27 protein-coding genes are annotated in these 23258 nt (G+C 59.4%); 18 read left to right on the top strand and 9 right to left on the bottom strand.

Going from position 1 to position 23258, the window contains the following annotated elements:
• Positions 1-52: 52 nt before the first annotated feature.
• The 4 genes from tolR (at position 53) to pal (ending at position 3372) form a co-directional block, all read left to right on the top strand.
• A complete protein-coding gene (gene tolR, locus PSN43_RS05070; RefSeq protein WP_272698658.1) occupies positions 53-469 on the top strand; it encodes a protein TolR in 417 nt (138 codons plus the stop codon).
• A gap of 21 nt (positions 470-490) precedes the next feature.
• The gene (locus tag PSN43_RS05075; RefSeq protein WP_272699642.1) at positions 491-1384 is read left to right on the top strand and encodes a TonB family protein; all 894 of its coding nucleotides are present in this window, start codon (positions 491-493) and stop codon (positions 1382-1384) included.
• A gap of 89 nt (positions 1385-1473) precedes the next feature.
• Positions 1474-2697 carry a protein tolB gene (locus tag PSN43_RS05080; RefSeq protein WP_272699643.1) on the top strand — a complete coding sequence of 408 codons (1224 nt, stop codon included), beginning with the start codon at positions 1474-1476 and terminating at the stop codon, positions 2695-2697.
• A 120-nt stretch (positions 2698-2817) separates the two neighbouring features.
• The gene (pal, locus tag PSN43_RS05085; protein WP_272699644.1) at positions 2818-3372 is read left to right on the top strand and encodes a peptidoglycan-associated lipoprotein Pal; all 555 of its coding nucleotides are present in this window, start codon (positions 2818-2820) and stop codon (positions 3370-3372) included.
• Between the two features lie 278 nt (positions 3373-3650).
• Here pal and PSN43_RS05090 read toward each other — a convergent pair whose 3' ends face one another.
• Complete coding sequence (locus PSN43_RS05090; protein ID WP_272699645.1) at positions 3651-4136, bottom strand: phosphatidylglycerophosphatase A family protein; 486 nt, start codon at positions 4134-4136, stop codon at positions 3651-3653.
• A gap of 182 nt (positions 4137-4318) precedes the next feature.
• On the opposite strand from PSN43_RS05090, the gene PSN43_RS05095 reads away from it, so the two are divergent.
• Together PSN43_RS05095 and PSN43_RS05100 are read left to right on the top strand one after the other, a co-directional pair.
• Positions 4319-4807 (top strand): GNAT family N-acetyltransferase, encoded by a 489-nt coding sequence (locus PSN43_RS05095; RefSeq protein ID WP_272699646.1) that lies wholly within the window; start codon positions 4319-4321, stop codon positions 4805-4807.
• Between the two features lie 73 nt (positions 4808-4880).
• Positions 4881-5447 (top strand): class I SAM-dependent methyltransferase, encoded by a 567-nt coding sequence (locus PSN43_RS05100; RefSeq protein ID WP_272699647.1) that lies wholly within the window; start codon positions 4881-4883, stop codon positions 5445-5447.
• A 28-nt stretch (positions 5448-5475) separates the two neighbouring features.
• Here the strand turns inward: PSN43_RS05100 and PSN43_RS05105 are convergent, their stop codons facing one another.
• Complete coding sequence (locus tag PSN43_RS05105; RefSeq protein WP_272699648.1) at positions 5476-5733, bottom strand: hypothetical protein; 258 nt, start codon at positions 5731-5733, stop codon at positions 5476-5478.
• Between the two features lie 59 nt (positions 5734-5792).
• Positions 5793-6404 carry a Maf family protein gene (locus tag PSN43_RS05110; protein ID WP_272699649.1) on the bottom strand — a complete coding sequence of 204 codons (612 nt, stop codon included), beginning with the start codon at positions 6402-6404 and terminating at the stop codon, positions 5793-5795.
• Between the two features lie 192 nt (positions 6405-6596).
• On the opposite strand from PSN43_RS05110, the gene PSN43_RS05115 reads away from it, so the two are divergent.
• The 12 genes from PSN43_RS05115 (at position 6597) to PSN43_RS05170 (ending at position 17819) form a co-directional block, all read left to right on the top strand.
• Complete coding sequence (locus PSN43_RS05115; RefSeq protein ID WP_272699650.1) at positions 6597-7307, top strand: OmpA/MotB family protein; 711 nt, start codon at positions 6597-6599, stop codon at positions 7305-7307.
• Positions 7308-7323: 16 nt separating this feature from the next.
• Positions 7324-8202: a motility protein A gene (locus tag PSN43_RS05120; protein ID WP_272699651.1), complete on the top strand. Its 879-nt coding sequence runs from the start codon at positions 7324-7326 to the stop codon at positions 8200-8202.
• A gap of 96 nt (positions 8203-8298) precedes the next feature.
• Entirely contained in the window at positions 8299-9261 is a 963-nt protein-coding gene (locus PSN43_RS05125; protein ID WP_272699652.1) for a glucokinase, read from the top strand.
• A 189-nt stretch (positions 9262-9450) separates the two neighbouring features.
• Positions 9451-9933, top strand: a complete 483-nt coding sequence (gene gpt, locus PSN43_RS05130; protein ID WP_272699653.1) for a xanthine phosphoribosyltransferase — start codon at positions 9451-9453, stop codon at positions 9931-9933.
• Between the two features lie 128 nt (positions 9934-10061).
• On the top strand, positions 10062-11204 hold the full coding sequence (locus PSN43_RS05135; RefSeq protein ID WP_272699654.1) for a BMP family ABC transporter substrate-binding protein: 1143 nt from the start codon (positions 10062-10064) through the stop codon (positions 11202-11204).
• Between the two features lie 9 nt (positions 11205-11213).
• Complete coding sequence (locus tag PSN43_RS05140) at positions 11214-12275, top strand: ABC transporter permease (protein WP_272699655.1); 1062 nt, start codon at positions 11214-11216, stop codon at positions 12273-12275.
• A 4-nt stretch (positions 12276-12279) separates the two neighbouring features.
• Positions 12280-13197 carry an ABC transporter permease gene (locus PSN43_RS05145; RefSeq protein WP_272699656.1) on the top strand — a complete coding sequence of 306 codons (918 nt, stop codon included), beginning with the start codon at positions 12280-12282 and terminating at the stop codon, positions 13195-13197.
• A gap of 3 nt (positions 13198-13200) precedes the next feature.
• The gene (locus PSN43_RS05150; RefSeq protein ID WP_272699657.1) at positions 13201-14736 is read left to right on the top strand and encodes an ABC transporter ATP-binding protein; all 1536 of its coding nucleotides are present in this window, start codon (positions 13201-13203) and stop codon (positions 14734-14736) included.
• Positions 14737-14821: 85 nt separating this feature from the next.
• On the top strand, positions 14822-15580 hold the full coding sequence (locus PSN43_RS05155; protein WP_272699658.1) for a basic amino acid ABC transporter substrate-binding protein: 759 nt from the start codon (positions 14822-14824) through the stop codon (positions 15578-15580).
• Between the two features lie 56 nt (positions 15581-15636).
• Positions 15637-16347, top strand: coding sequence for an amino acid ABC transporter permease (locus tag PSN43_RS05160; RefSeq protein ID WP_272699659.1), 711 nt, complete (start codon positions 15637-15639; stop codon positions 16345-16347).
• A gap of 493 nt (positions 16348-16840) precedes the next feature.
• Positions 16841-17311 (top strand): MarR family winged helix-turn-helix transcriptional regulator, encoded by a 471-nt coding sequence (locus PSN43_RS05165; protein ID WP_272699660.1) that lies wholly within the window; start codon positions 16841-16843, stop codon positions 17309-17311.
• A 46-nt stretch (positions 17312-17357) separates the two neighbouring features.
• Complete coding sequence (locus PSN43_RS05170) at positions 17358-17819, top strand: DsrE/DsrF/DrsH-like family protein (protein ID WP_272699661.1); 462 nt, start codon at positions 17358-17360, stop codon at positions 17817-17819.
• A 42-nt stretch (positions 17820-17861) separates the two neighbouring features.
• Here PSN43_RS05170 and PSN43_RS05175 read toward each other — a convergent pair whose 3' ends face one another.
• The 6 genes from PSN43_RS05175 to PSN43_RS05200 form a co-directional block, all read right to left on the bottom strand.
• Complete coding sequence (locus PSN43_RS05175) at positions 17862-18077, bottom strand: YgdI/YgdR family lipoprotein (protein ID WP_272699662.1); 216 nt, start codon at positions 18075-18077, stop codon at positions 17862-17864.
• 87 nt (positions 18078-18164) lie between these two features.
• Positions 18165-18950: an amidohydrolase family protein gene (locus PSN43_RS05180; RefSeq protein WP_272699663.1), complete on the bottom strand. Its 786-nt coding sequence runs from the start codon at positions 18948-18950 to the stop codon at positions 18165-18167.
• A gap of 83 nt (positions 18951-19033) precedes the next feature.
• Positions 19034-19453 carry an acyl-CoA thioesterase gene (locus PSN43_RS05185; RefSeq protein ID WP_272699664.1) on the bottom strand — a complete coding sequence of 140 codons (420 nt, stop codon included), beginning with the start codon at positions 19451-19453 and terminating at the stop codon, positions 19034-19036.
• Complete coding sequence (locus PSN43_RS05190; RefSeq protein ID WP_272699665.1) at positions 19453-20646, bottom strand: cofactor-independent phosphoglycerate mutase; 1194 nt, start codon at positions 20644-20646, stop codon at positions 19453-19455. The genes PSN43_RS05185 and PSN43_RS05190 overlap by 1 nt, the downstream gene beginning before the upstream one ends.
• Positions 20647-20657: 11 nt before the next feature.
• Complete coding sequence (locus tag PSN43_RS05195) at positions 20658-21956, bottom strand: homoserine dehydrogenase (protein WP_272699666.1); 1299 nt, start codon at positions 21954-21956, stop codon at positions 20658-20660.
• Positions 21957-21958: 2 nt separating this feature from the next.
• A complete protein-coding gene (locus tag PSN43_RS05200) occupies positions 21959-23170 on the bottom strand; it encodes an aminotransferase class I/II-fold pyridoxal phosphate-dependent enzyme (protein ID WP_272699667.1) in 1212 nt (403 codons plus the stop codon).
• Positions 23171-23258: the final 88 nt, after the last annotated feature.

Genomic DNA, 23258 nt, shown 5'->3' on the forward strand with positions numbered 1-23258 from the left:
CGAACGCGAAATCGCCTGGGCCGACAAGCCCGAGCGCCAGTAGGAGTCGGTCATGGCGATCAAGACCGGCGGCGGGTTCCTCAACGAGATCAACGTCACTCCCTTCGTGGACGTGATGCTGGTGCTGCTGATTATCTTCATGGTCACGGCCCCGCTCATGACCCAGGGGGTTGAGGTGGACCTACCCGCCACCCGGACGGTCCGCAACCTGCCGCAGGATTCCGAGCATCTGGTCCTGACCGTGAAAAAGGACGGCAACATCTTCCTGGACGAGTACAAGGTGGGACTGGACGAGCTTGAGGAGCATCTCAAGCGGCTGGTGGCCACCCAGAAGAAGCAGCTTTTCCTGCGCGCGGACCGGGAAGTGCCCTATGGCACGGTCGTCCAGGTCATGGGCGAGATCAAGGCGGCGGGCATCGACAAGCTCGGCATCGTGGCCGAAGAGCCCAAGCCGGACAAGAAAAAGTAATCATACAGAGTTGATAGAGATATGCGGCAGGGCCTCGGCTTTTTCCTTTCCCTTTTGTTCCACGCGGGCGTATTCGTCTTCGCGCTTTACGGCGTGAACTATACGGCGCCGCGCGTGAGCCTGGATCGGCCCGTGTACAACGTGGACCTCATCTCGCTCGCTCCGCCTCCGTCCGGTCCGCCGGTCAAGGTGGAGGCCAAGGCCGAGGCTCCGGCCGAAACCCAGGCTGTGCCTGTGGTGGAGGCCAAGCCGGAACCGGCCGTAGAGGCGAAGCCCGTGCCCGTGGTTGAGGCCAAGCCGGAGCCCGAGCCCAAGGTCCAGGATATCAGCCCCAAGAAAGTCGAAAAGAAGACCGTGGTTAAAAAAAAGGAAGAGCCCAAGCCCGAACCGAAGCCCGAACCGAAGCCCAAGCCCAAGCCGAAGCCCCAAAAAACCGCCCAGCAATTGTTGGCGGAAGGCATGGCTGCCGCCAAGGCGCAGGCCAAGCGCGAAGATGCCGCCCAGAAAAAGAATTTGGCCGCCGAGCTGGCCGCGCTCAAGAAGCGTGAGGGAAGCGACGTCTATGCCCACGGCGGACAGCCTGGCGGGCAGGAGGGCGGTCGGGAAGGCGGCTTCGCCGGTGGTTCCGGTTCCGGCCTGTCCGAGGTCTATGCTCTCATTGTCGGGTCCGCCATCAAGAAAAATTGGCGCTATCCCGCATTCGCAGGCGAGGCCAACCTGACGGCGACCATTGGGATGACCCTTGCGGAAGACGGCAAGATTCTTTCCTCGAAGGTTTTGGAGTCATCGAATAATCCTGAGTTCGACAGTTCCGCCCTTCGGGCCATCAAGGAAACCGAGTATGTCGAAAAGCCGAGAACTCCGCGCGATCGGCTCATTCGCATCAATTTCAACAGCCAGGAACTCTCAGAGTAAACGGTATGAAACGGATAACGCCCCTTTTTGTTTCGATTGCATTCATCTGCCTCGCGGCTTCAGCCGTTTTGGCGCAAGGCCCTTTGACCGTGGATATCCATGGTCCCGGCCAGCGCATGGTCAACATAACCCTGCTCCCGCCCAAAGGACTCGACGGAAATCCCGTCCCTGCGGCCGCCAGCAAGGAATTCGAGGATCTGGTGAAGAACGATCTCACCTACATTCCTTTCCTGAAGCTGGTTCCCGTGGGAGAACTCCTTGGAGGCGACCCGAGCCGGGGCGTCAGTGCGCAGGATATCGATTTCAAGCCGTTCCAACTCGCCCGCGTCGACTTGTGCATGACTACCGGATGGAACGGGCAGTACCTCGAAGCTCGCGTATACGAGACGTTCAGCGGACGTCGTGTGGTCGGCAAAGCCTATCGCGACGTGGCCGACAAGCTGCCCATGGTGGCCGACAGGTTCTGCTCGGCGTTTCTGGAGGCCCTGACCGGCAAGAAGGGGTTTTTCGATTCTCCTATCGCCTTTGTTAAGCAGCAGGGCAAGACCAAGGAAATCTACACCGTCCTGCCGCAGGGCAGGGGGCTTCGGCAGATTTCCGATCTGGGCGGATTCAACCTCAGTCCGGCCTGGTCCGCCGAGGGCGATGAAATCGCTTTCACCCACATCGGCAACGATCGTCATGAGCTGTGCATCTACGACAGCAAGACGCAGAAAATCCGCCGCTACGCCAAGGGCTTGGGCGATACGGTTATCAGTCCTGTCTACGGCCCGGACGATGTGCTCTATCTTTCCCTCAATCTGAACGGGACCACGAACATCTACGAGTTGAGCAAGTCCTACAAGATCGGCAAAAAGTTGGCGCCCAGTCCCTACATCGATGTCTCTCCCAGCTTTGACCGGACGGCCTCCAAGATGGCCTTCACTTCCGGCAGGGCGGGCAACCCGCACATTTATCTTCTCGACATGAAAACCGGGCAGGTCCGGCGCGTGACCACCACGGGCAAGTATAACACGCATCCCTGCCTGAGCCCCGATGGCCGGTATGTGGCCTACACCCATCAAACCGGCGACGGGCACCGCATCTTCCTGCATGATCTGGAAACCGGCAGGGAGAAGCAGTTGACTTTCGGCCCCGGAAACGACGAGTACCCCGCCTTCGGCCCGGACGGATACTTCGTGGCCTTCGCCTCCAGCAGGACCGGCGAATACCAGCTTTATTTAACCACCCGGCACGGAGACAAGCCGCGAAAAATATCCACAGGCAAGGGAGCCGCGTTCGCTCCGGCCTGGGACACTTCCATGCAATGGTAAAATGTAATATAACCGGACTTGATTTTTATTGGGGAAAATGTACATCGTAATAGTCGCGAAAACCGAGCGCTTTCGGATCAATGTAATATGGCCGGGCGACGGCTTTACCAAGGAGTTAGCATGAAAATCAAATGGTATGTCGGTATGGTGGCCCTTATGGCCGTGTCCCTTCTTCTTTTTGCCGGGTGTGCAAAGAAATCCACGACCACCGAGCCTACTCAGGGCCAGGTTGAAGTGAAGGACGACACCCAGTGGACTCCGCCCGCTCATGAGGAGCCTGTTGTCGACGAGGCCGCTCTGGCAGCCGAAGCTCAAGCCCGCGCCAAAGCCGAGGCTGTTGAAGAGCTGACCAATGTGACCATTCGTTTCGCATTCAATTCGTATGACCTCAGCGACGAGGCGCGTTCCTCCCTCGCCCAAAAGGCCAATATCCTGCGCAAGTTCAAGGACGTCAATGTGGTCATCGAGGGGCATTGCGATGAGCGCGGCACCGAGGAATACAACCTCGCCCTGGGCGAACGTCGCGCCCGCGCCGCCTACGAGCATCTGGTCATCCTGGGCGTGGAGCCCGAGCGTATGAAGATCGTCAGCTTCGGCGAAGAGTATCCCGTCGATCCCGCCCACAACGAGACCGCCTGGGCCAAGAACCGTCGCGACGAGTTCATTGTCAAATAGCTCGACGCGCACTGGTGAGAAAATCAACGCCGTCCCGAAAGGGGCGGCGTTTTTTTTAACTTCCTACTTTCGCGACGGAACGCCGCAGAACGAAAAAAACTGCGCCGAAGGCGCTAACATGGGATGCAAGGGTGCGAGCCCTTGCCCGCCGGAGGCGAAATCACCCGACCATTGCCGTGAAGCGGCTTGCTCGATCTGAAAAGGACGGCGTGAGCGGAATGGAGAAGCGAATAATTTAGCCGAAGTCGTCGGATCAGCCGGGAGTTTGACGGGACGGTCTATCCTACCAATGAGACGACGTAGGCCAGGAGGTGTAGACAACCCATGGCGTACAGTCCGGCCACACCGTCATCGAGCATGACCCCGAACCCCCCGGGGAAGGTGTTTTCCGCCCATTTTACGGGCCACGGCTTGAGGATGTCGAAGATGCGGAACAGGACGAAGGCCGCGGGCAGATACCAGATGGGCATGGCGGTGAAGAAAAGCAGTGTGAGCCATTGACCGAACAATTCGTCGACGACCACGCAACCGGGGTCCTTTTTTCCCATGACGATTTCCGCTCGGCCGCAGGCCCAGGTGCCCACGATAAAGACGAGGGCGATGGCGGCCACGCGCATGGGAAGCGTAAGATTTAGGAAAAGCCAGGGCGCGGCCACAACGGCGGCCAGGGACCCCCAGGTGCCGGGGGCCTTGGGGAAGTGGCCCACCGGGCCGAGGGTGGCCAGCGCTGCGGCCAGTTTATCGAGAGGATTGGATGTGGACATGTCGGCTCCAGGCTGTTTTTTCGCTGTGATAATCGGAAACGTGGCCGCAGGCAACATCCTTGGTAAGGGCCGGGGGCGGCCGCCGGTCGATCGCATCAAGGCATCTTGCGAACAGGGAAAAGCGGCATTAGGGTGGCTGACACAGCCCCCTGATAGAGCAGGTGAAGCAAGGAGCAGACGGAATGCAGCCCGCAACGGAACAAGACCTCCCGAGAATCGTCGAAATCTACAATTCCACGGTGGCCACGCGCATTTCCACCGCCGATACCGAAGAGGTCGCCGTGGAGTCCAAGCTGGCCTGGTTTCGCGGCCACACGCCCGGCAAGCGGCCTATCCTCGTGGAGCGTATCGACGGCGATGTGGCGGCATGGGTCAGCTTCGAGTCCTTTTACGGCCGTCCGGCCTATGACCACACCGCTGAAATAAGTATCTACATCGCGCCCGAGCATCGGCGGCAGGGCTTGGGGGGCAGGCTGCTCAAGGAGGCGTTGGATATGACCTTCGAGCTGGGCATCAAGACCGTGCTCGGCTATGTCTTTTCGCACAACGAGGGCTCCATCCGGCTTTTCAAATCCTTCGGTTTCGAGGAGTGGGGAAGGTTCCCCGACATCGCGGAGATGGACGGTCGGGAATACAGCCTGTCCATTCTGGGAAAGCGGGTCAATCCGTAGCCGTTCCGTTTTTTGACGTCCTCGCCGTCGGTGCGTATTAGGTATGATTCGTGAACATTTGCCCGGAGAAAATATGGACGCCAAGCCCAAAGCCGCCGGCAAGAGCAGTTTCGGCCACATTGATCAGGACCTCGCCTTCGACAGCATCATTGTCGGGCCCAGGGCCACGTACCTTGATCTTGGTTGCGGTGCGGGGCTCTATGCCCTGTCCCTGTCCCGCCGGTTGAAGGCCGGGTCCATGATTTACGCATTGGACCTTTGGGAGGACGGCATAGCTGCCCTGGCCGAGTCCGCCCGCCGGGAAGGTCTGGGAAACATCGAACCCATGGTGGCCGATCTTTCGCAACCTCTTCAATTGGACGCCGGGTCCATTGACGCCGCATACATGGCGACTGTGCTGCACGACCTTCCGGAATCCGCCAGACCGGGGCTCATCGCCGAAGTGAGTCGGGTGCTTGTGCCGGGAGGACGCTTTTCCATCATCGAATTCAAAAAACTCGACCATGGCCCCGGCCCGTCCATGGATAAGCGCATCGGTTCAGATGACGCCGAACAATTGGTCGCGCCTTCGGGGTTTGTTCAGGACGGCGTGGCCGAACTCGGCGAATTCACGTATATCGCCAGGTACATCAAGCCATAAGGAATGGGGCTGCGGGAGGCGTGTTTGTTTAAGACGCGTCTTCCCGAAATCTGCGGGTTATGCCGTATACGGCGATGTTGGCTTCGCAGAGGGAACGGATCACTTCCGGAATGATCTGCATGGGAATGATCACTGTGTACGTCCGGTCTGATTTTTCGGGCTCGGGAAAGCCGAAGTTGCAGTGGGACCTGATTATGCGCAGCGCATTTTCCTTGTAGTCGGCCACTTCGAAGCCGACTTCAAAAAGCCTGTCGGAGTAGTCGAGAATATCGCCCTGGTTCGTCATGAAGTCTCCTGCGTCGTATGTTGTCCTGTCGCGGGGGCCGAATGGCGCAACGGCTGCCTTTATACATTCCCCGGCGTCACTATGCCGTATTTCAACAACATTTCGAGAAGCCGCGCCATGGGCAGGCCGACCACGTTGGTGTACGAGCCGCGTATGGCGGTGACCAGAAAGGTGCCCACGCCCTGAATGGCGTAGGCTCCGGCCTTGTCCATGGGCTCGCCGGTCTCGATGTAGCTCATCAACTCGCCTTCGGTGGAGACGCGCATGTCCACGTCCGTGCTCACCGCTTCGGAGAATATCGCGCCGTCGGGCAGGACCACACAGAATCCGGTGACCACCTGATGGGTTTCGCCGGAAAGCGCTTCCAGCATGTCCAGCGCGTCAAGCTTGGAGTGCGGCTTGCCCATGATGCGGTTGCCCAAAACCACGGCGGTGTCCGCGCCGATCACCGTCGCGCCGCGGAATTTTGCGGCCACGTCCAGGGTTTTCAGTTCGGCCATGCGGAGGACGTAATCGGCGGGCCGCTCGTCCGGTTTGGGCGACGGTTCCTCCAGAGGGCTGGGGTGGACGTCGAAAGTCAGTCCGAGGTCGGAAAGGAGTTCGCGCCGCCGGGGCGAGCCCGAGGCCAGGACGATAGGGGATCGATTGGTGAAGGGACCGGTTCTTTTCATGCCCGGAATGTTCCCCATATCATCCTGCGCGTCAACGACGGACTCTTGACGGACGGAACGGCTTGGCGCGGAAAGGACCGTTCTTGGATCGACGCTGTGTTCTGCTTTCCCTTTTATTCTAATAGGTTGTTCCTATGGCAAGTTTTTTGCTTCAAATCGTGCGCGCAAGGCGCAGGAGAAAAGATGCAAAAAATGAGTGCGAAAGACCTTCAGGGATTCACTTCGTTTCACCAGATGGACGGCGCGGACCCGAGCAGAGGGGCCAATGATTGGGCCGTGCCGTGGTCGGACCTGATGATGGTCATGTTCGTCCTGTTCGCCGTATTGTTCATCTATGCGAGCAGTCGGCAGGACGTGAAGATCCTGTTCAGCCGTCAATCCGCTGAAAAGGCCCAGTCGGCCAGCGCCCTGGACCCGCTTATCGGACTCATCGGCCAGATTGCCAGCCGGGCCGAGACAGGCGGATCGTCGGACCTGGTTCGGGTGCCCGAAAACGAGGTGTTGTATCGATCCCGGGCCAACGGCATCACCGTGGTCCGAGAGTCGCCGGGGCAGGTGCGCGTCACCTTGCGCGGCGAACTTTTTTTTGATGGCAATTCCGGACAGCTCAAGCCCGAGTCGGTCGTCTATCTCGACGAAATAGGCGAGGTGGTCCGGCTGAGCCCTGGAATGGTGCACGTCATAGGATTCGCGGATCAAAGCGAAGCGGAAGGGGCGAGCAGCTTCATTTTGTCGTCCGAGAGGGCTGCCGACGTGGCGGGCCGTCTCATCGCGAGGCTCGGCATCGATCCGAAACGGTTGGTCATATCGGGCCGGGGCGCATACCAGCCTGAATTGCCCGATACTTCGGCGGCCAACCAGGCCCTGAACCGCCGGGTTGAAATCGTCATTTCCAACAACTGATCCATCGGAGGCTTTCATGGGCAGAAAAAATATCATCGGCGTGTGCCTGAGCCTGGCCGTTTTCGTGTGCAGTTTTATGCTCACCGGGGCGGCAGGGGCGTATTTCAACCTGGCGGCTTTTCTCGTGGTCGTGTCCGGTCTGGCCGCTGCCATGCTCATCAGCTACCCGGTCCAGCACGTGAAAAACGCATTCGGTGTCGCTCGAACCGTGTACGCCAACGGTCGCACCACGGCGGAGGATATCGTCGATACGCTGCTCGATTTGTCGGTCAAATCCAAGGTGGACGGGGTGCTTTCTCTGGAGCGGTCCGCCAACAAGGCGACCAGCGCGTTTTTGAAGAGCGGGCTGTGTCTGCTGGTGGACAATTACAAGGAAGAAGAGATTCGTGAATGCCTCAACGCGGAGATGGCCTTTTTCAACCTTCGCCGCCAGCAGTCCGAGCGGTTCTTCCAGACCCTGGCCCGAACGGCTCCCGCTTTCGGCGTGGCCGGATCGGTCATAGGTCTCATTGGTCTGCTCATGGGCATCAACGATACAGCTGTTATTCTCAAGAATATTCCGGTGGCCTTCATCTCCACCCTGTACGGCCTGATCCTGTCCCATCTCGTGTTTGCTCCCGTTGCGGAGAACATCAATTATTCCACGAGAGAGGAGTTGCTTAACCAGAAACTCGTCCTGGAGGGCATCGTGGCCATCAGCAAGGAGCAGAATTCCTACAAGCTGGAGCGCAAGCTCGCTTCGTTCCTTTCTCCGGCCGAGCGGGAAGGCAAGACGGAAACCCTGCGCCGCATTACCCGCAAGTATGTGCAGAGGAAGAATCAACCTGTTGAGTTGGCCGACATGCCCGGCGGCGAGGAAAATGGCGAACTGCGCAAGAATACGGAAGCGGCCTGATTCGGAAACACACGAATCGGCAGGAAAAGGAGCCTCTCGGCTCCTTTTTTTTTCGGCCGATTGTGATAGGGTGCATCCCACGGAGGAGAAGGGCGCATGGCCAAAATTCTGGCCGCCGACATCGGCGGCACCAATAGTCGTTTCGCCTTGTTCGAGGCGCATGGCGACACCCTTGAGATGGTGGAGTCCGTTTGGCTCGAAACCCATGGGGCGCGGACGTTTCCTGAACTCGTCGACCAGCTTTGGGACAGCGATTTTCCGGCTGTCCCCGGAGGTTTCAAGGCGGCGGTGCTGGCCCCCGCCGGGGCCGTGTATCATGGCGTGACCTGCCCGAACCTGCCGAACGCCCCTTGGGGCATCGATCTCCGGGAGGTGAATTTCGGCACATCCGCCGTGCGTCTCATCAATGATTTTTCCGCCCAGGCATTCGCCTGTCGAACGAGCGCGGTGGATGACGCCCTTGTCGTTCAGGAAGGAGAGTCTGTTGAAGGCGAGACCATCGGCGTCATAGGAGCCGGGACCGGGCTAGGCTATTCCGCCTTGCTCAAGACCGGCGGAATCTGGACGGCCCTGCCTTCCGAGGGGGGACATATGGCTTTTCCCTTCGTTGGGAGGGAGGAGGCCGGGTACGCCGAATTCAATCGCGTCGAAAGCGGCCGGAACTGGCCGGAAGGAGATTCAGTCGTCACCGGGCTGGGACTCAGGCTGCTGCATCGCTATTTGACGGGTGAGGACCTGTCGCCGAAGGAAATATCCGCCAAGCTTGTCCCGGAAAGCGAAACCACCGTATGGTATGCCCGATTTTACGCCAGAGCGTGCCGCAACTGGGCCATCGGGCTGATGACCACCGGAGGGCTCTTCATATCTGGCGGGGTGGCCGCCAAGAATCCGATGTTCGTGCAGGTGCCGGAATTCATGAATGAGTTTCATAACGCTCATGTTTATCAGGATTTTCTACATGCAATCCCGATTCGGCTCAACGGCAACGAGGCGAGCGGCCTGTTCGGCGCGGCCTTTTATGGCGCACAGATGCTGGCGGGACGTGGCGAGAACGCGTGAGCATGAGGCGTCCCGGTTTCTCCCTGCGCCCGATGCCGGTCTCGTCCTGTTGTTGCCGTCGAAGCGTCCAAGGCTCGGAAGGCGTTTAATTTCCTCTTATATTACAAAGGGGCGACTGGCCTCTTGATTAATTGGCCGGACACGGGTACGAAGCCCGTCATTCCCACACCGCGCAAGGAGTTTATCCGCATGGCAGACAAGAGCCGATATCAGAAGATGTTTCCCGTTTCCTGGGAGCAACTGCACCGCGACTGCCGGGCGCTTTCCTGGCGGCTGGTGGAAAGGGGGCCGTGGAAGGGCATCCTGGCCATCACGCGCGGCGGGTTGGTTCCTGCCGCCATTATCGCCCGTGAGCTGGATATTCACCTCATCGATACCATCTGCCTGTCCTCCTACAATTGGAAGAACCAGGGTGAGGCCAATATCCTGAAGGCAGTGGATTGCGACGGGGAGGGCTGGCTGCTCATCGACGACCTGGTGGATACCGGCAAGACGGCCAAGATCGCCCGCGACATGGTGCCCAAAGCGCATTTCGCCACGGTTTACGCCAAGCCGGAGGGCCGCCCCACGGTGGATACCTTCATCACCGAGGTCAGCCAGGACACCTGGATACTGTTTCCGTGGGACGCCGGATCACAATTCGTGGAACCTATCGTCCAGGTTACCGAATAGGGCTTAGGCTGAAAAAAACAGCATTGAATTTCAATGAACTCGCTGCTTCCCGGCCAAATTGGGTCTTGCCCGATACCGGTAGCTGGGATATGCGTTTTTGATATTTAACCGCTAACGGAGAGGTCCTCATGAAGAAATTGCTGAAACTGATCGGTATATCCGCGGCGCTGCTGATGGCGCTGTCTCTTTTCGCCTGCGGTGAAGCTCCGCAGCCGGAGAAAAAGGCCGAGGAACCGGCCAAGACCGAGGAAGCTCAGGCTCCCGTCGAAGAGCCCAAGGTCGTCAAAGCCGGGTTCATCTATGTCTCTCCCGTAGGCGACGCCGGTTACTCCTTCGCTCACGACATGGGCCGCCAGGCCGTGGAGGCGCTGCCCTTCGCCACTACCAAGTTCGCCGAATCCGTTCCCGAAGGCGCGGACTCCGAGCGCGTCATCCGCAACATGGCCCGCGAAGGCATGGACATCATTTTCGCCACCAGCTTCGGCTACATGGACCCGGTCATGAAGGTCGCCAAGGAATTTCCGGACACCAAGTTCATGCACTGCTCCGGCTTCAAGAAAGGTCCCAACGTCAACAATTACTTCGGCCGCATCTATCAGGCCCGCTATCTGACCGGCCTGGTCGCCGGCTCCATGACCAAGTCCAATGAGATCGGCTACGTGGCCGCTTTCCCGATTCCCGAAGTCATTCGCGGCATCAACGCCTTCACCGTCGGCGTGCGCGAAGTGAACCCGGAGGCCCAGGTCCGCGTGGTCTGGACCAAGACCTGGTATGACCCGGCCCTGGAAAAGGATGCCGCCAAATCCCTGCTCGACGCCGGTTGCGACGTCATCACCCAGCATCAGGATTCTCCCGCTCCGCAGGAAGCGGCTCAGGAAGCCGGCGCTTACTGCATCGGCTACAATACCGACATGGCTTCCTTCGCTCCCAAGGCGAACCTGACCTCCGCCATCTGGAACTGGGGTCCGATGTACGTGAAGACCGTGGAAGCCGTCCGCGACGGCACCTGGCAGGGCGACCAGTCCACCTGGGGCTCCCTGCAGGACGGCGTGGTCGATATCGCTCCCCTGGGCGCCATGGTCCCGGACGACGTCAAGTCCATGGTCAATGCCAAGCGGGACGAACTCAAGTCCGGCAAAGACATGATCTTCGCGGGTCCCGTCAAGAACCAGGCCGGTGAAGTGGTCTTCGCCGAGGGCACCGCCCCCGACGATGCAGCACTGCTCGGCATGGACTGGTTCGTTGAAGGCGTGATCGGCACCACCAACTAGACGGTACAAGTGCTGAAGATCAGAAAAAGAGATGAACCCTGGAAGTGGGGCGCCCTGGTTGTTTTCCTGGGCGCCCTGCTCTTTTCCCTCGCGGTCAGCGGCCTGCTCCTTGAAGGGCAGAGCAAGGACGCGATCTACGGTCTGACCGTGCTCTGGCAGGGCTGTTTCGGCAGTTTTTGGGCCATTGAGGACGTGCTTCTCAAGGCCATCCCCCTCTTCCTTTGCGCGCTGGGCGTGGCCGTGGCCTTCCGTATGCAGTTGTGGAACATCGGGGCCGAAGGGCAGTTCGCCCTTGGAGCCATCGGGGCCACATGGATGGCCTTGGCGTTCCCCGATCTGCCGAGGTTCGTCCTGTTGCCGCTCATGTTCATCATGGCTTTCATCCTGGGCGGGGCCTGGGCCCTGATCCCGGCCTTCCTAAAGCTGAAGCTTCGGGTCAACGAAATCATTTCGACCCTGATGCTCAATTACATCGCCATCCTGCTTCTCGACTACCTGGTCTTCGGCGTGTGGAAGGACCCCGCAAGCTTCGGCTTTCCCATGACTCCCGAATTTTCCGAAGGCGCGATCATTCCCGGCATCGGCGGCAGCCGCGTGCATTGGGGCATATTTTTCTGTGTGGCCGTGGGCGTCGGCCTGTGGGCGTTCATGCGTTTCACCCGGCTCGGCTTCGAGCTCAAGGCCAGCGGCGAGGGCGCGCGCGTGGCCCGCTACGCCAAAATCCGCTATGGGATGCTCGTTCTGTTTGTCATGGGGCTTTCCGGCGGCTTCGCAGGCTGGGCGGGCTGCGTGGAGACCTCGGCCATCCTCAACCGGCTTCAGCCGTCGCTCATGGTCGGCTACGGCTATACCGCCATCGTGGTGGCCTGGCTGGCGCGTCTGGAACCGTTGAACATCGCTTTCGCCTCCTTCCTTCTGGCCGCTCTCAGGGTGGGGGTGGAGAACATGCAGCTCAAGCTCCAGATTCCCGCAGCCTTCGGCACCATCATGGAAGGCGTCATTCTTCTCACCGTCCTGGCCGGGCAGTTCTTCCTGACCTACAAGCTGGTCCGCAAACCGAGGCAGGAGTAGGGTCATGTGGGATTTTCTTATACCGTTGTTCGCGGCCACGGTGCAGTCAGGCACCCCCATTCTTTACGCCACCCTGGGAGAGATGCTCACCGAGAAGGGCGGTGTGCTTAACCTCGGCGTGGAAGGCATGATGGCTTTGGCCGCCCTGGCCGCATTTTGGGTCAGCTATGTCACCGGCTCTCCCTGGCTCGGTTTTCTTGCTGGCGGGTGCGCCGGAATGTTATTGGCCTCGCTGCACGCTTTCGTCTGTATTTCCTGTCTGGGCAACCAGGTCGTGTCCGGTTTGGCTCTGACAATTCTGGGCGGAGGGCTGACTCATTTCCTGGGCGTGCCCTATGTCGGCCTGGCCGCGCCCGGTTTCGATCCCTTCAATTTCCCGCTGCTGTCGCAAATCCCGGGAGTGGGCGAGATATTTTTCAAGCATGACATGCTGGTCTATGTCTCCTTCGTCATCCCGTTCCTGTTCTGGTTTTTCTTCCGGCGGACCAGTCTCGGTCTGCATGTGGCCGCTACCGGCGAGATGCCTGCCGCCGCCGCGGCCGCAGGTCTCAAGCCCATTCGGTTGCGTTACTTCGCGGTCATTGCGGGCGGATTTCTGGTCGGGCTCGGCGGGGCGTATCTGTCCCTGGCGTATACCCATCTCTGGACCAACGGTCTTTCCGGTGGTCGCGGCTGGATCGCCGTAGCCCTGGTCATCTTCGCCTTTTGGCGTCCCGGTCGGGCCGTTGCGGGCGCGTACCTGTTCGGCGGGGTCATGGCCTTTCAGCTCAGGCTTCAGGCAGCGGGCACGCATTTGCCGTCCTCCCTGTTGCTCATGCTTCCGTATTTGCTGACCATTCTCGTTTTGATTCTGTCCGCATGGCGCGGCCGCCGCATTGATGCTCCGGCCGCTCTCGGCACCAACATCGAGCCGGAGGGGTAGGGGATGACCGACCTGCAATTCGTCCGGCCCGTGCGGACCCGGCCACTTGCCGAGGGCGTGCGCCCTGTGGTCAGTCTCAAGGGATTGACCAAACGGTTCGGCAAGGTTGTGGCCAACGACGGCATCACCCTTGATGTCTATCCGGGACGCATCAAGGCGTTGCTCGGCGAGAACGGCGCGGGCAAGTCCACCATGATGTCCATGTTGGCGGGCCGGTACAAGCCCGACGAGGGAACGATCGAGATTGACGGTCGGCCTGTCCGGTTCAATTCCTCCAAGGACGCCATTCAGGCGGGTATCGGCATGGTCTACCAGCATTTCATGCTCGTGGATTCCATGACCGTGGCTGAAAATGTTCTTCTTGGGCAGGAGGGCGGCTTTTTCGTCTCTCCGCGGGAAATGGAACATCGCGTGGGGGAACTGGCAGAGCGATACGGCCTGAATATCGAGCCCGGTGCGCGCATTTGCGATCTGTCCATGGGCGAGCGGCAACTGGTGGAGATTCTTAAGCTTCTTTACCGAGAGAGTCGCATCCTGATTTTCGACGAGCCCACGGCGGTCCTTACCCCGGAGGAGACGCGCAACCTTTTCGAAGCGTTGTGGCGCATGACCGAGCAGGGCAAGTCCATCATCTTCATCTCCCACAAGCTGGAAGAGGTCATCGCCCTGGCCGACGAGATCGCCATTCTCAGGCGGGGGCGGATCGAAGGCGAATTGGACCCGGAATCCATCGAATCCAAAGCCGATCTCGCCTCGCGTATGGTCGGCAAGGAAGTCCTTCTCGAAGTGGACCGCCAGCCCGCCGAAATCGGCGATACTGTCCTTGAGGTCAGGAATCTGACAGGTCTCGGCCTGACAGAGGTGGACCTGAAGGTACGTCGGGGCGAGGTCGTGGCGCTCGTGGGCGTGGCCGGAAACGGTCAAAAGGCGTTGGTGGAGGCCGTGACCGGCCTGACCAAGCCGCCTCTCGATACCGTATTCATCATGGGCCAGCCGTGGCGCAAGTTCTTTGCCGAGTCCACTTGGAACAGGTCCATGTGCTACATCCCCGAGGATCGCCTCGGCCTGGCCACGCTGCCCAACCAGAATTTGGTGGACAATCTGCTTCTGACCACCCGAAAGGGATTCGCCAAAGGGCTGTGGCTGGACAAGAAGAAGGCCGCGAAACACACGGTCCGGCTCATCGAGAAGTTCGATATTCGCCCCGGCCGCATTCACGCCCTGGCGTGGCAGCTCTCTGGCGGCAACCTTCAGAAAGCCGTCCTGGCCCGCGAACTCTATCGCGAACCCAAGCTCATCGTGGCCGAGCAGCCGACACAGGGTTTGGACGTGTCCGCCACCGAAGAAGTCTGGAAGCGGCTGCTTGAAGCCCGGTCCATGGCCGGTGTGCTTTTGGTCACCGGGGATCTCAACGAGGCCCTGCAATTGGCCGATCGTATCGCGGTCATCTACCGGGGCCGCATCCTGAATGTCCTGGACAATACCGACAAGGACATTTTCCGCAAGATAGGGCCTCTCATGGCCGGGATTGTCGATTAGACCCTCCCGTCATGGAGAGTTTGTATAATTTTCCCGCCACTCCGGCCGGATTGATCCATTAATTGTTTTTTACAAGGAGACAGATATGAAGTTCAGCAAATCGCGTGTTATCCTCATGCTGGTCATGGCTCTTACGCTGTGCGTTTTCTCTCTTGCCCAGGCCGGAACCACCCTGGACAAGGTCAAGGCCGCCGGTGAAATCACCGTGGGCAACTCCCCCGACTATCCGCCTTTCGAAGCCATCGGTGACGGCGGCGAACGTGTTGGTTTCGACATCGATCTGCTTGACGCCATTGCCGCCAAGATGGGCGTCAAGGTCAAGTGGGTGACCATGGACTTCGCCGCCATCGTCACCGCCACCCAGAGCGGGCAGGTGGACATGGGCATGTCCGGCTTCTCCATTTCCCCCGAGCGCGCCGAACAGGTGAGCTTTTCCGCTCCGTACATCGCCAGCGGCCAGGTCATCGTGGTTCGCAGCGATTCCGAGATCAAGTCCGCCGCCGACCTCAATGGCCGGAAGATCGCGGTCCAGCTCGGAACCACCGGCGAGCAGGAAGCCGACAAGATCGAAGGCGCCGAAGTTGTCAAGCCCGAGAGCTACAACATCGCCTTCATGATGCTGAACACCAAGGCCGCCGACGCGGTCATCGCCGACATCTCCGTGGCCGACGAATTCGTCAAGCGCGGTATGTTCAAGCGTGCCGGAGAGCCCCTTTCCTACGAGGAGTTCGCCATGATTACCCGCAAGGGCAACGATGATCTGCTCCAGGCCCTGAACAAGGCCCTGGAGGAAGTGAAGGCTGACGGCACCTACGCCGCCATCGTCAAGAAGTGGAATCTGTAGTTTTGGCGTAACCGGGCCGGGGGCGCGAGCCCCCGGCGTTTTCAGGAGTTTAGGCGATGGATTTTTCCCTTATCTTCAAACACCAGGACATGCTCCTGCATGGCGCATGGATCACGCTGCAGATAACCTTTGGGGCATTGTCCCTGGGGCTCCTTCTCGGCATCCTGGCCGGAACCGGGCGCATCAGCCGCCGTTTGCATATCCGCATCATAGCCGACATCTACATCCAGATTATTCGCGGCACCCCCATGCTGTTGCAGATCTTCTTCTTTTATCTCGGTTTTCCGCAGATATTCATGGCGATCACCGGCGAGAGCTACACCCCTGATCCGCTTCTTACGGGTATTGTGGCGTTGGGCATCAACAGCGGTGCATATAACGCCGAAATCATTCGCGCCGGTATCCAGTCCATCAACAAGGGGCAAATGGAGGCCGCCCGCGGCACCGGGTTGACGCATGTGCAGGCCATGTTCCATGTCATTCTTCCCCAGGCCCTTAAACGGATGATTCCGCCCCTTGGCAACGAACTCATCGTCCTGCTCAAGGATTCGTCCCTGATTTCAACCATCGGCGTAGCGGAGCTCATGTTCACCGCCAAGGTGCTGGGCGCACGGTATTACACCTATGTGCCGTTCCTGGTCGGAGTCGGAGTTATCTATCTGACGTTGACTTTCGGGTTTTCCCGCTTTTTCAACGCGCTTGAGCGCAAACTGTCTTCGGGAAGCGGCGCGCGCGAGAATAAAGGTGCGGTCCCGGATTTGGGTTGATCCTGCTTCGGATCGGCCTGAAAGCCCCTTCGCGTTGCGACGCGGAGGGGCTTTTTTGGGTGGGGCACTGTCCCTTTAAAGAAGAGGGAAATCTGGCGTTGAAAGCCGCTCTGCGGCAATAGTCGGGTGATTTCGCCTCCGGCGGGCAAGGGCTCGCACCCTTGCATCCCCTGTATGCGCCTTCGGCGCGGGCTTTTTCGCTCCACCACGTTCTGCGGCAAAAGCCGGGAGTAAATCTATAGGTCCTTTTTTTTTGGGGGGGGGACTATTCCGTTCGCTCCATGAAGAGCGAAAATCAGAAGTGAAAGCCGCTTCGCGGCAATTGCCGGGTGATTTCGCCTCCGGCGGGCAAGGGCTCGCACCCTTGCATCCCCTGTATGCGCCTTCGGCGCGTGCTTTTTCGTTTTGCGGCGTTCTGCCATGAAAGCTGTAATTTGTTGAGGGACTCATTTTCTCCTGTTGACAATTTTGATTCGCAATCATAGTAAACAGTATGAATAAAAATTACGATCCATTGATCCCAGATCGAGATGTGGCTGAATTCCTACAGTTCATGGAAGGGATTTTTCAGTGTTGCCGGGAACGGATGCAGGACCAGAGCGAACGGTTCGATCTTCCTGACGCGGAATTGCGCTGCCTTTTGCAGTTCGACGGGGAACGCTATCTTACGGCCAAGACGCTTGCCTATCGGCTCAATGTCGCCAAGAGCAGGGTGACCAAGCTCGTGTCTTCCCTGATTCGACGCGGTCTACTTGTGTCGTTGCCCGATCCGGCAGATTCGCGTGTTAAGCTCCTCTCGTTAACGCCGAAAGGGGGCAGGCTGCTCAGAGATATTTCCATATTTCGTTTCAAGATGCATCGGGCCGTGCTCGAACAGTTCAGCGCCGGGCAGCGTGTCGCCTTGCTTGATTCCCTGTCATTGCTTTCCCGTCACATGAAGTCGGCGAAGGATATGGTTGAGTAATTTTTTTGATATAAAAGTTAACACTATGAACAATTTGGAGGATGTCATGGCCCATTCAACCAAGACCGGAGGCATGAACCAGAAGCACGCCTTCATTACGTCAAGAGGAACATTGGACGGCGCAATGCCCGCGCTGGTCATGGCGCTCAACTCGGTCAGGCTCGGCAATTCCGCGACCATTTTCTACACGTTCATGGGCATGGACGTTATTCGGCCCGGCGGAATCGAAAAACTGAAGTTTTATCCGGAAGGAACCATGGGCGCGATCCCGGGCATGTCACACATCGCGACTGGCATGATGAAGAAATGGATGAACGAGGCTCATATCCCGGATGCGGCGGAGATGTTCGAGATGGCGCAACTGGAAGGGGTCAAGCTCGTTGCCTGTCACATGACCATGGAGATGATGAAGCTGAAGCAGGAGGATTTCGTGGAAGGCGTCGAAGTCTGGACTGCGGAGGAATTCATCAAATATGCAGGCGAATGCGACCTGTGCCTGTTCACTTGAACAAAAAAAAGCCCCGGGATTCCCGGGGCTTTTTCATGAAATCTACTGCTCTTTGATGAATTTGATTTCACACTTTCCAAGGGTAACCTGTTCACCGTTTTCGTCGATGAATACATAGGTGTCCGAGGATACGTCGTACACGGGATTGTCCTGAGCAAAATAAATTTGCCCAGTCGTGGTGGTGATTTTGTAGCTTGTTGTCGTGCAGGCCGCCAGGACCAAAAGGCACGCTGCAAGCAATTTCGGCAATGCGGACATGAAAACTCCCGAATGTTTCGATATTGGGCAGATAATAGCCCTTTATCGAGCGATTTATCAATGCCTAAATGATTAAGTCGGGTAATATTAACCGAATAGTTTGCCTGCGCGGCTTAAAAACGCGTCGAGACGTTCCTCGGACATGTTGAGCCGCTGGGAAATTCGCTGGATTTCCTTTCCCGCGTCGTACAAGGGATAATCGCTGCCGAACAGGATACGGTCGGGAGTGAAGGCCTCAACGAGACGTTCAAGCAGGTCGTCGTTGACGAAATCCATGACGCTGGAGCAGTCCACGTACACATCCAGCCCGGCCAGGTGTTCGATGGCGTATTCCCATTGCTTGAGTCCGCCCATGTGGGCGGCGATCATGACGGGTTTGGGGAAGGTTTTGCGCAAGGCGGCCATTTTCTTCGGGCAGGACGGGTTCAGGTCGGGCGGCAGGTCGTCGCCGACATGAAACATGCAGATGAATCGCTCGTCCACCAGTTCCATGAGGTCATAGAACGCGGGATCGTCCATGCGGAATCCCTGGAAGTCGGGATGAAACTTGAGGCCCCGGATTCCGTTGGCGGCAAGCCGCTCCAGTTCCTCGCCGTTGCGGTCATAGCCGGGGTGCAGCGTGCCGAAGGGAATAAAGCGGGGAGCGGTTTTCTTCAACTCGATGGCCCAGTTGTTGGCCGGGATGACTTGGCTGGGCGATGTGGCGGCGGCCAGCACGACGGCCTTGTCCAATCCTGCACGGTCCAGCCGTTCGATGAGGTCGTCGGCCTTGCCCGTCCCCACAGGAGTGATGCCGTAGTGATCCACCAGATGGTGGACCGCCTTGTCGGCTATCTTGTTGTGAAAGGCGTGTGTATGTATGTCGATTCGCATGACGGAAGTGTACCCGGTCCTCTCCGGGTATGTAAACGGTTGTTTGAAATACTTGTCGGGAATGCCATGATAATAGAATGATTTTATTGAAATAAATCGCGAAGCCAGCCGGGAATGGGAATGGGCTTGCCGTCTGGGTTGACGCAGGCGTGGCTGGTGGCTCCGGTGGCGTGGAGGACGGTCTTGTCGTCGTTCCATATCTCATAGACGAAGTTCACCGAGGCCCGTCCCCATTTGGAGATGCCGCAGCGCACGTGAATGCGTTCGTCGTAGCGCGCGGGCGTGCGGTAGCGGCAGGAAGCGTCACGCACCGGGAGCATGATGCCGCGTTCCTCGGCCTCGCGATAGCTTAGGCCGGATTCTCGAATGAACTGGCTGCGCGAGCGTTCGAACAGGTGCAGGTATTCCGCATGGTAGAGCACGGCCATGGCGTCGGTTTCGCCATAGGAGACGTAGTGGGTGTACCAGGTGTCTTGCTCGGGGAAGTCCTTTGGGCTCGCCATTACCGTATCCCGAAGATTTTAAGGGCGCGGGCGAGCAATTCGTGCCCGTTGTCCAGTTTTCGTCCCGAGGCAGCGTTCTTCTCGCTGAATCCATCCACACCGGAAGGGGCGCAGCCTGGGCCATTGAGGAGGAAGGGCACCGGGTCGGAAGTGTGTGTCCTTTCCCTGATGGGCGTGAAGTGGTCGCAGGTGACGATCCAGGCGGTCTCTTCATCCTTGAGAGCTTCACGCAGAGGGGCGACGATGCGCGCGTCGAAACGGGAGATGGCCTCCACCTTGTCCTTCGCGCTTCCGCCATGGCCGCATTCGTCCGGGCCTTCGAGGTGGACGAAGACGAAATCGTGGTCCTTGAGGAAGGACAGGGCCGCCTCCACCTTGCCTTCGTAATTGGTGTCGAGCAGCCCGGTGGCGCCCGGCACGTCCAGAACAGCCATGTTCGAAGCGAAACCGAGTCCCTTAATCAGGTCCACGGCGGAAATGACTGCGCCGTCGAGCCCGTTGGTCGCCTTGAAGTCGGGCAGGTTCAAGGGGCGTCCCTGACCCCATGGCCAGATTGAGTTGGCCGCCGAGCGGTTATTGGATCGGTCGGCCAGGATCTGGTGGGCTTCGAAAAGCAGGTCCCACAGGTGCGGGCTCTTGGAAAAGGCGCGCAAATCCGGCTTGATGGGCTTGTCCGTGATGTCGTGCGGCGGGTTGATGAACAGACGGGCATCGTCGGTCAACGCCCCGTTCTTCTGAACCAGCAGATGCCGGTATTGAATGCCGGGGTAGAAGGTATAGGTTTCGTCGCCGAGCTTTTCCTGGAGTTTTTCCACCAGGGGGCGGGACACTTCCGAGGCGATGTGCCCGGAGGAGTAATCGCGCATGGCCCCGTCGATGGCCAGTTTGGAGACCGTCACCAGATTGAGTCGCCAGACAAGGTCGTCCGGATCGAGGGATAGCCCCTGGGCGGCGGCCTCAATGGGGCCGCGGCCGGTGTGGTAGACAGCCGGGTCGAAACCGAGCAGGGCCATGTTGGCCACGTCGGACCCGGGGGCCATGCCCTGGGGCACGGTCTGCGCCAGGCCGACTGCGCCCGTCCGGGCCAGTTCATCCATATTCGGCGTATGCGCGGCCTCCATGGTGGTCTTGCCGCCCAGTTCATCCAGGGGCCAGCCGCCCATGCCGTCCGCTATGAGATAAAGAAGCTTCATGTGCGATCCGTTTACAGGATTCGAAATTTGACGCAGGGCTCCACGGAGAAGTCCATGGCGTCGATTTCAGCCAGCACCGCGTCCGCGTCCCTGGCCGAGGTCTCGTGTGTGATTATCACCAGCGGAATGCCTTCGGCTCCGCCTTCGCCTTTTTGCACCGCCTGAGCGATGGAGACGTTGTGATCGGCCATGGACCGGGTGATGGCGGCCATGACGCCGGTGCGGTCGGCCACGGTGAAGCGGAAGTAGTACTTGGACTCGGAGTCCTCAGGCGGCAGGATGCTCGCCTTGGGGATCGGCTGGTTGTGGAAGCCGGTGTTGTCCGGGCCCGTGCAGCCGTCGCTTATCTTGCGCACCAGGTTCATGATGTCCGCCAGTACCGCGCTGCCCGTGGGGAGGTCTCCCGCGCCTTGGCCGTGCAGCATGATCGGCCCCACCGCATTGCCTTCCAGGCGAACGGCGTTGTAGTTGCCGCCCACTCGCGCCAGCAGGTAGGTGTAGGGGACCAGGGCAGGGTGCACGCCGGCTTCCAGGCGGCCGTCCACATCCATGACGTGGGCCAGCAGCTTGATGCGGTAGCCGAATTCGCGGGCGAACTCGATGTCCATGGGCGTTACGCCGGTAATGCCCTGCACCGGCAATTCGGCCAGGGGATAGTCCACGCCGTAGGCCATGCGGATGAGCACGCACAGCTTGTGGGCGGTGTCGAAGCCCTCGATGTCGAAGGTCGGGTCCGCTTCGGCGTAGCCCAGGTCCTGCGCGTCGGCCAGCGCCGCCTCGAAATCCATGCCCTTGGTGGTCATCTCGGACAGGATGTAGTTGGCCGTGCCGTTCATGATGCCGAGCATCTTGGTGATCTCGTCGCCCGCCAGGCTCTCCTTGAGGGTCTGGACGATGGGGATGCCGCCGGCGCAACTGGCCTCGAACATAAGCCCCACGGCATTGTCTGCCGCTGCCTGGAACAGTTCCAGGCCGTGTTCGGCGAGCAGGTGCTTGTTGGCCGTGACCACGTGCTTGCCCGCGGCGAACGCCTTGAGCATGAGATCGCGGGCCGTGTCCAGCCCACCCATGAGTTCCACCACGATGTCCACGGACGGGTCGTTTACCAACTCGTCCGGGTCATCGGTGAAGACCACGGTCGGACCGGGATCGAAAGCGCGTTTCTTGTTCAGGTCCCGAACCAGGACCTTGGCGATTTCCACGCGCTTGCCGAGCCGCTTTTCAATGCGTCCGGCGTTCATGTCGAGGATTTTGGCCAGGCCGGAGCCGACCGTGCCGAAACCTCCAAGACCGAGTCTGATTACATCCATGTTTATCCCTTGGCGAAGAATTTACGCAGGTTGCGAACGGCCTGGTTGGTGCGGTGACGGTTCTCGACGAAGCTGAAACGCACATGGTCGTCGCCGCACTGTCCGAAACCGAGGCCGGGCGAAACGGCCACACTGGCTTCCTGCAGGAGCATCTTGGAGAACTCCACGGACCCCATGTGGCGGAACTCCTCGGGAATCTGGGCCCACAGGAACATGGTCGCCTTGGGAGGAGTCACGGGCCAGCCGATGCGGTTCAGGCCTTCGCACAGCGCGTCGCGGCGGTCCTGGTACACGGCCATGATCTCGCGGACGGAGTTGTCCATCTCGTCCTGCGTGAACTTGGGATCGGGGTCCAGATCGCCGTTCAGGGCGCAGGCTGCCGCGATCTGGATGGGCTGGTAGATGCCGTAGTCCAGATAGCTCTTGATTCGGGTCAGGGCCTGCACCATTTCCGGGTTGCCCACGCAGTAGCCCACGCGCATACCGGCCATGGAGTAGCTCTTGGTCATGGAGAAGAATTCCACGGCCACATCCTTGGCGCCGTCGGCCTGCATCAGGCTCGGTGCGACATAGCCGTCGAAAACGAAGTCCGCGTAGGCCAGGTCGTGGATGACGTACAGGTCGTTTTCCTTGGCGAAATCAACGATGCGCTGGAAGAAGGGCAGATCCACGCACTGGGTGGTCGGGTTGTGCGGGAAATTGATTATCAGGAGCTTGGGCTTGGGCCAGGTATGCCGGATGGCCGTCTCCAGGTTTTCAAAGAAATCCTGGCCGGGGCCGATGGGCACGCGGCGCACGTCCGCGCCTGCGATGATCGAGGCGTAGGGATGGATGGGGTAGGCCGGGTCCGGAGCCAGAACGACATCGCCGGGGGAGAGCATGGCCAGCGCCAGGTGGGCGAGGCCTTCCTTGGCGCCCATGGTCACGCAGACCTCCTGATCGAGATCAAGGGTGACGTCGAAACGGCGGTAATACCAATCGCGGATGGCCTTGCGCAGGCCCTTGATCCCCTTGGACGCCGAATACTTGGAGTTGCCGGGCTTGTAGGTCGCTTCCGCCAGCTTGTCGAGAATGGGCTTGGGAGTGGGCACATCGGGGTTGCCCATGCCCAGGTCGATGATGTCCGCGCCTGCGTGGCGCAGCTTCATCTTGAGCTCGTTGACCTGGGCGAACACATAAGGGGGCAGTCTATCGACTCTCGCAAACTGTGACATGGTGGAAAACTCCTCAAAATGTATTAGTACAAGGAGTTTTTATTACTCTGCGCCGTGTGTGGTGTCAAAATGAAAATGGCCGGGGGCG

Source organism: Desulfovibrio sp. Fe33, assembly GCF_028532725.1.
Classification (GTDB): Bacteria; Desulfobacterota; Desulfovibrionia; order Desulfovibrionales; family Desulfovibrionaceae; genus Pseudodesulfovibrio.

Coding starts and splice junctions, on each gene's coding strand:
- tolR (WP_272698658.1), top strand. CDS start 53: ATGGCGATCAAGACCGGCGGCGGGTTCCTCAACGAGATCAACGTCACT.
- PSN43_RS05075 (WP_272699642.1), top strand. CDS start 491: ATGCGGCAGGGCCTCGGCTTTTTCCTTTCCCTTTTGTTCCACGCGGGC.
- pal (WP_272699644.1), top strand. CDS start 2,818: ATGAAAATCAAATGGTATGTCGGTATGGTGGCCCTTATGGCCGTGTCC.
- PSN43_RS05090 (WP_272699645.1), bottom strand. CDS start 4,136: ATGTCCACATCCAATCCTCTCGATAAACTGGCCGCAGCGCTGGCCACC.
- PSN43_RS05095 (WP_272699646.1), top strand. CDS start 4,319: ATGCAGCCCGCAACGGAACAAGACCTCCCGAGAATCGTCGAAATCTAC.
- PSN43_RS05100 (WP_272699647.1), top strand. CDS start 4,881: ATGGACGCCAAGCCCAAAGCCGCCGGCAAGAGCAGTTTCGGCCACATT.
- PSN43_RS05105 (WP_272699648.1), bottom strand. CDS start 5,733: ATGACGAACCAGGGCGATATTCTCGACTACTCCGACAGGCTTTTTGAA.
- PSN43_RS05110 (WP_272699649.1), bottom strand. CDS start 6,404: ATGAAAAGAACCGGTCCCTTCACCAATCGATCCCCTATCGTCCTGGCC.
- PSN43_RS05115 (WP_272699650.1), top strand. CDS start 6,597: ATGAGTGCGAAAGACCTTCAGGGATTCACTTCGTTTCACCAGATGGAC.
- PSN43_RS05120 (WP_272699651.1), top strand. CDS start 7,324: ATGGGCAGAAAAAATATCATCGGCGTGTGCCTGAGCCTGGCCGTTTTC.
- PSN43_RS05125 (WP_272699652.1), top strand. CDS start 8,299: ATGGCCAAAATTCTGGCCGCCGACATCGGCGGCACCAATAGTCGTTTC.
- gpt (WP_272699653.1), top strand. CDS start 9,451: ATGGCAGACAAGAGCCGATATCAGAAGATGTTTCCCGTTTCCTGGGAG.
- PSN43_RS05135 (WP_272699654.1), top strand. CDS start 10,062: ATGAAGAAATTGCTGAAACTGATCGGTATATCCGCGGCGCTGCTGATG.
- PSN43_RS05145 (WP_272699656.1), top strand. CDS start 12,280: ATGTGGGATTTTCTTATACCGTTGTTCGCGGCCACGGTGCAGTCAGGC.
- PSN43_RS05150 (WP_272699657.1), top strand. CDS start 13,201: ATGACCGACCTGCAATTCGTCCGGCCCGTGCGGACCCGGCCACTTGCC.
- PSN43_RS05155 (WP_272699658.1), top strand. CDS start 14,822: ATGAAGTTCAGCAAATCGCGTGTTATCCTCATGCTGGTCATGGCTCTT.
- PSN43_RS05160 (WP_272699659.1), top strand. CDS start 15,637: ATGGATTTTTCCCTTATCTTCAAACACCAGGACATGCTCCTGCATGGC.
- PSN43_RS05165 (WP_272699660.1), top strand. CDS start 16,841: ATGAATAAAAATTACGATCCATTGATCCCAGATCGAGATGTGGCTGAA.
- PSN43_RS05170 (WP_272699661.1), top strand. CDS start 17,358: ATGGCCCATTCAACCAAGACCGGAGGCATGAACCAGAAGCACGCCTTC.
- PSN43_RS05175 (WP_272699662.1), bottom strand. CDS start 18,077: ATGTCCGCATTGCCGAAATTGCTTGCAGCGTGCCTTTTGGTCCTGGCG.
- PSN43_RS05180 (WP_272699663.1), bottom strand. CDS start 18,950: ATGCGAATCGACATACATACACACGCCTTTCACAACAAGATAGCCGAC.
- PSN43_RS05185 (WP_272699664.1), bottom strand. CDS start 19,453: ATGGCGAGCCCAAAGGACTTCCCCGAGCAAGACACCTGGTACACCCAC.
- PSN43_RS05190 (WP_272699665.1), bottom strand. CDS start 20,646: ATGAAGCTTCTTTATCTCATAGCGGACGGCATGGGCGGCTGGCCCCTG.
- PSN43_RS05195 (WP_272699666.1), bottom strand. CDS start 21,956: ATGGATGTAATCAGACTCGGTCTTGGAGGTTTCGGCACGGTCGGCTCC.
- PSN43_RS05200 (WP_272699667.1), bottom strand. CDS start 23,170: ATGTCACAGTTTGCGAGAGTCGATAGACTGCCCCCTTATGTGTTCGCC.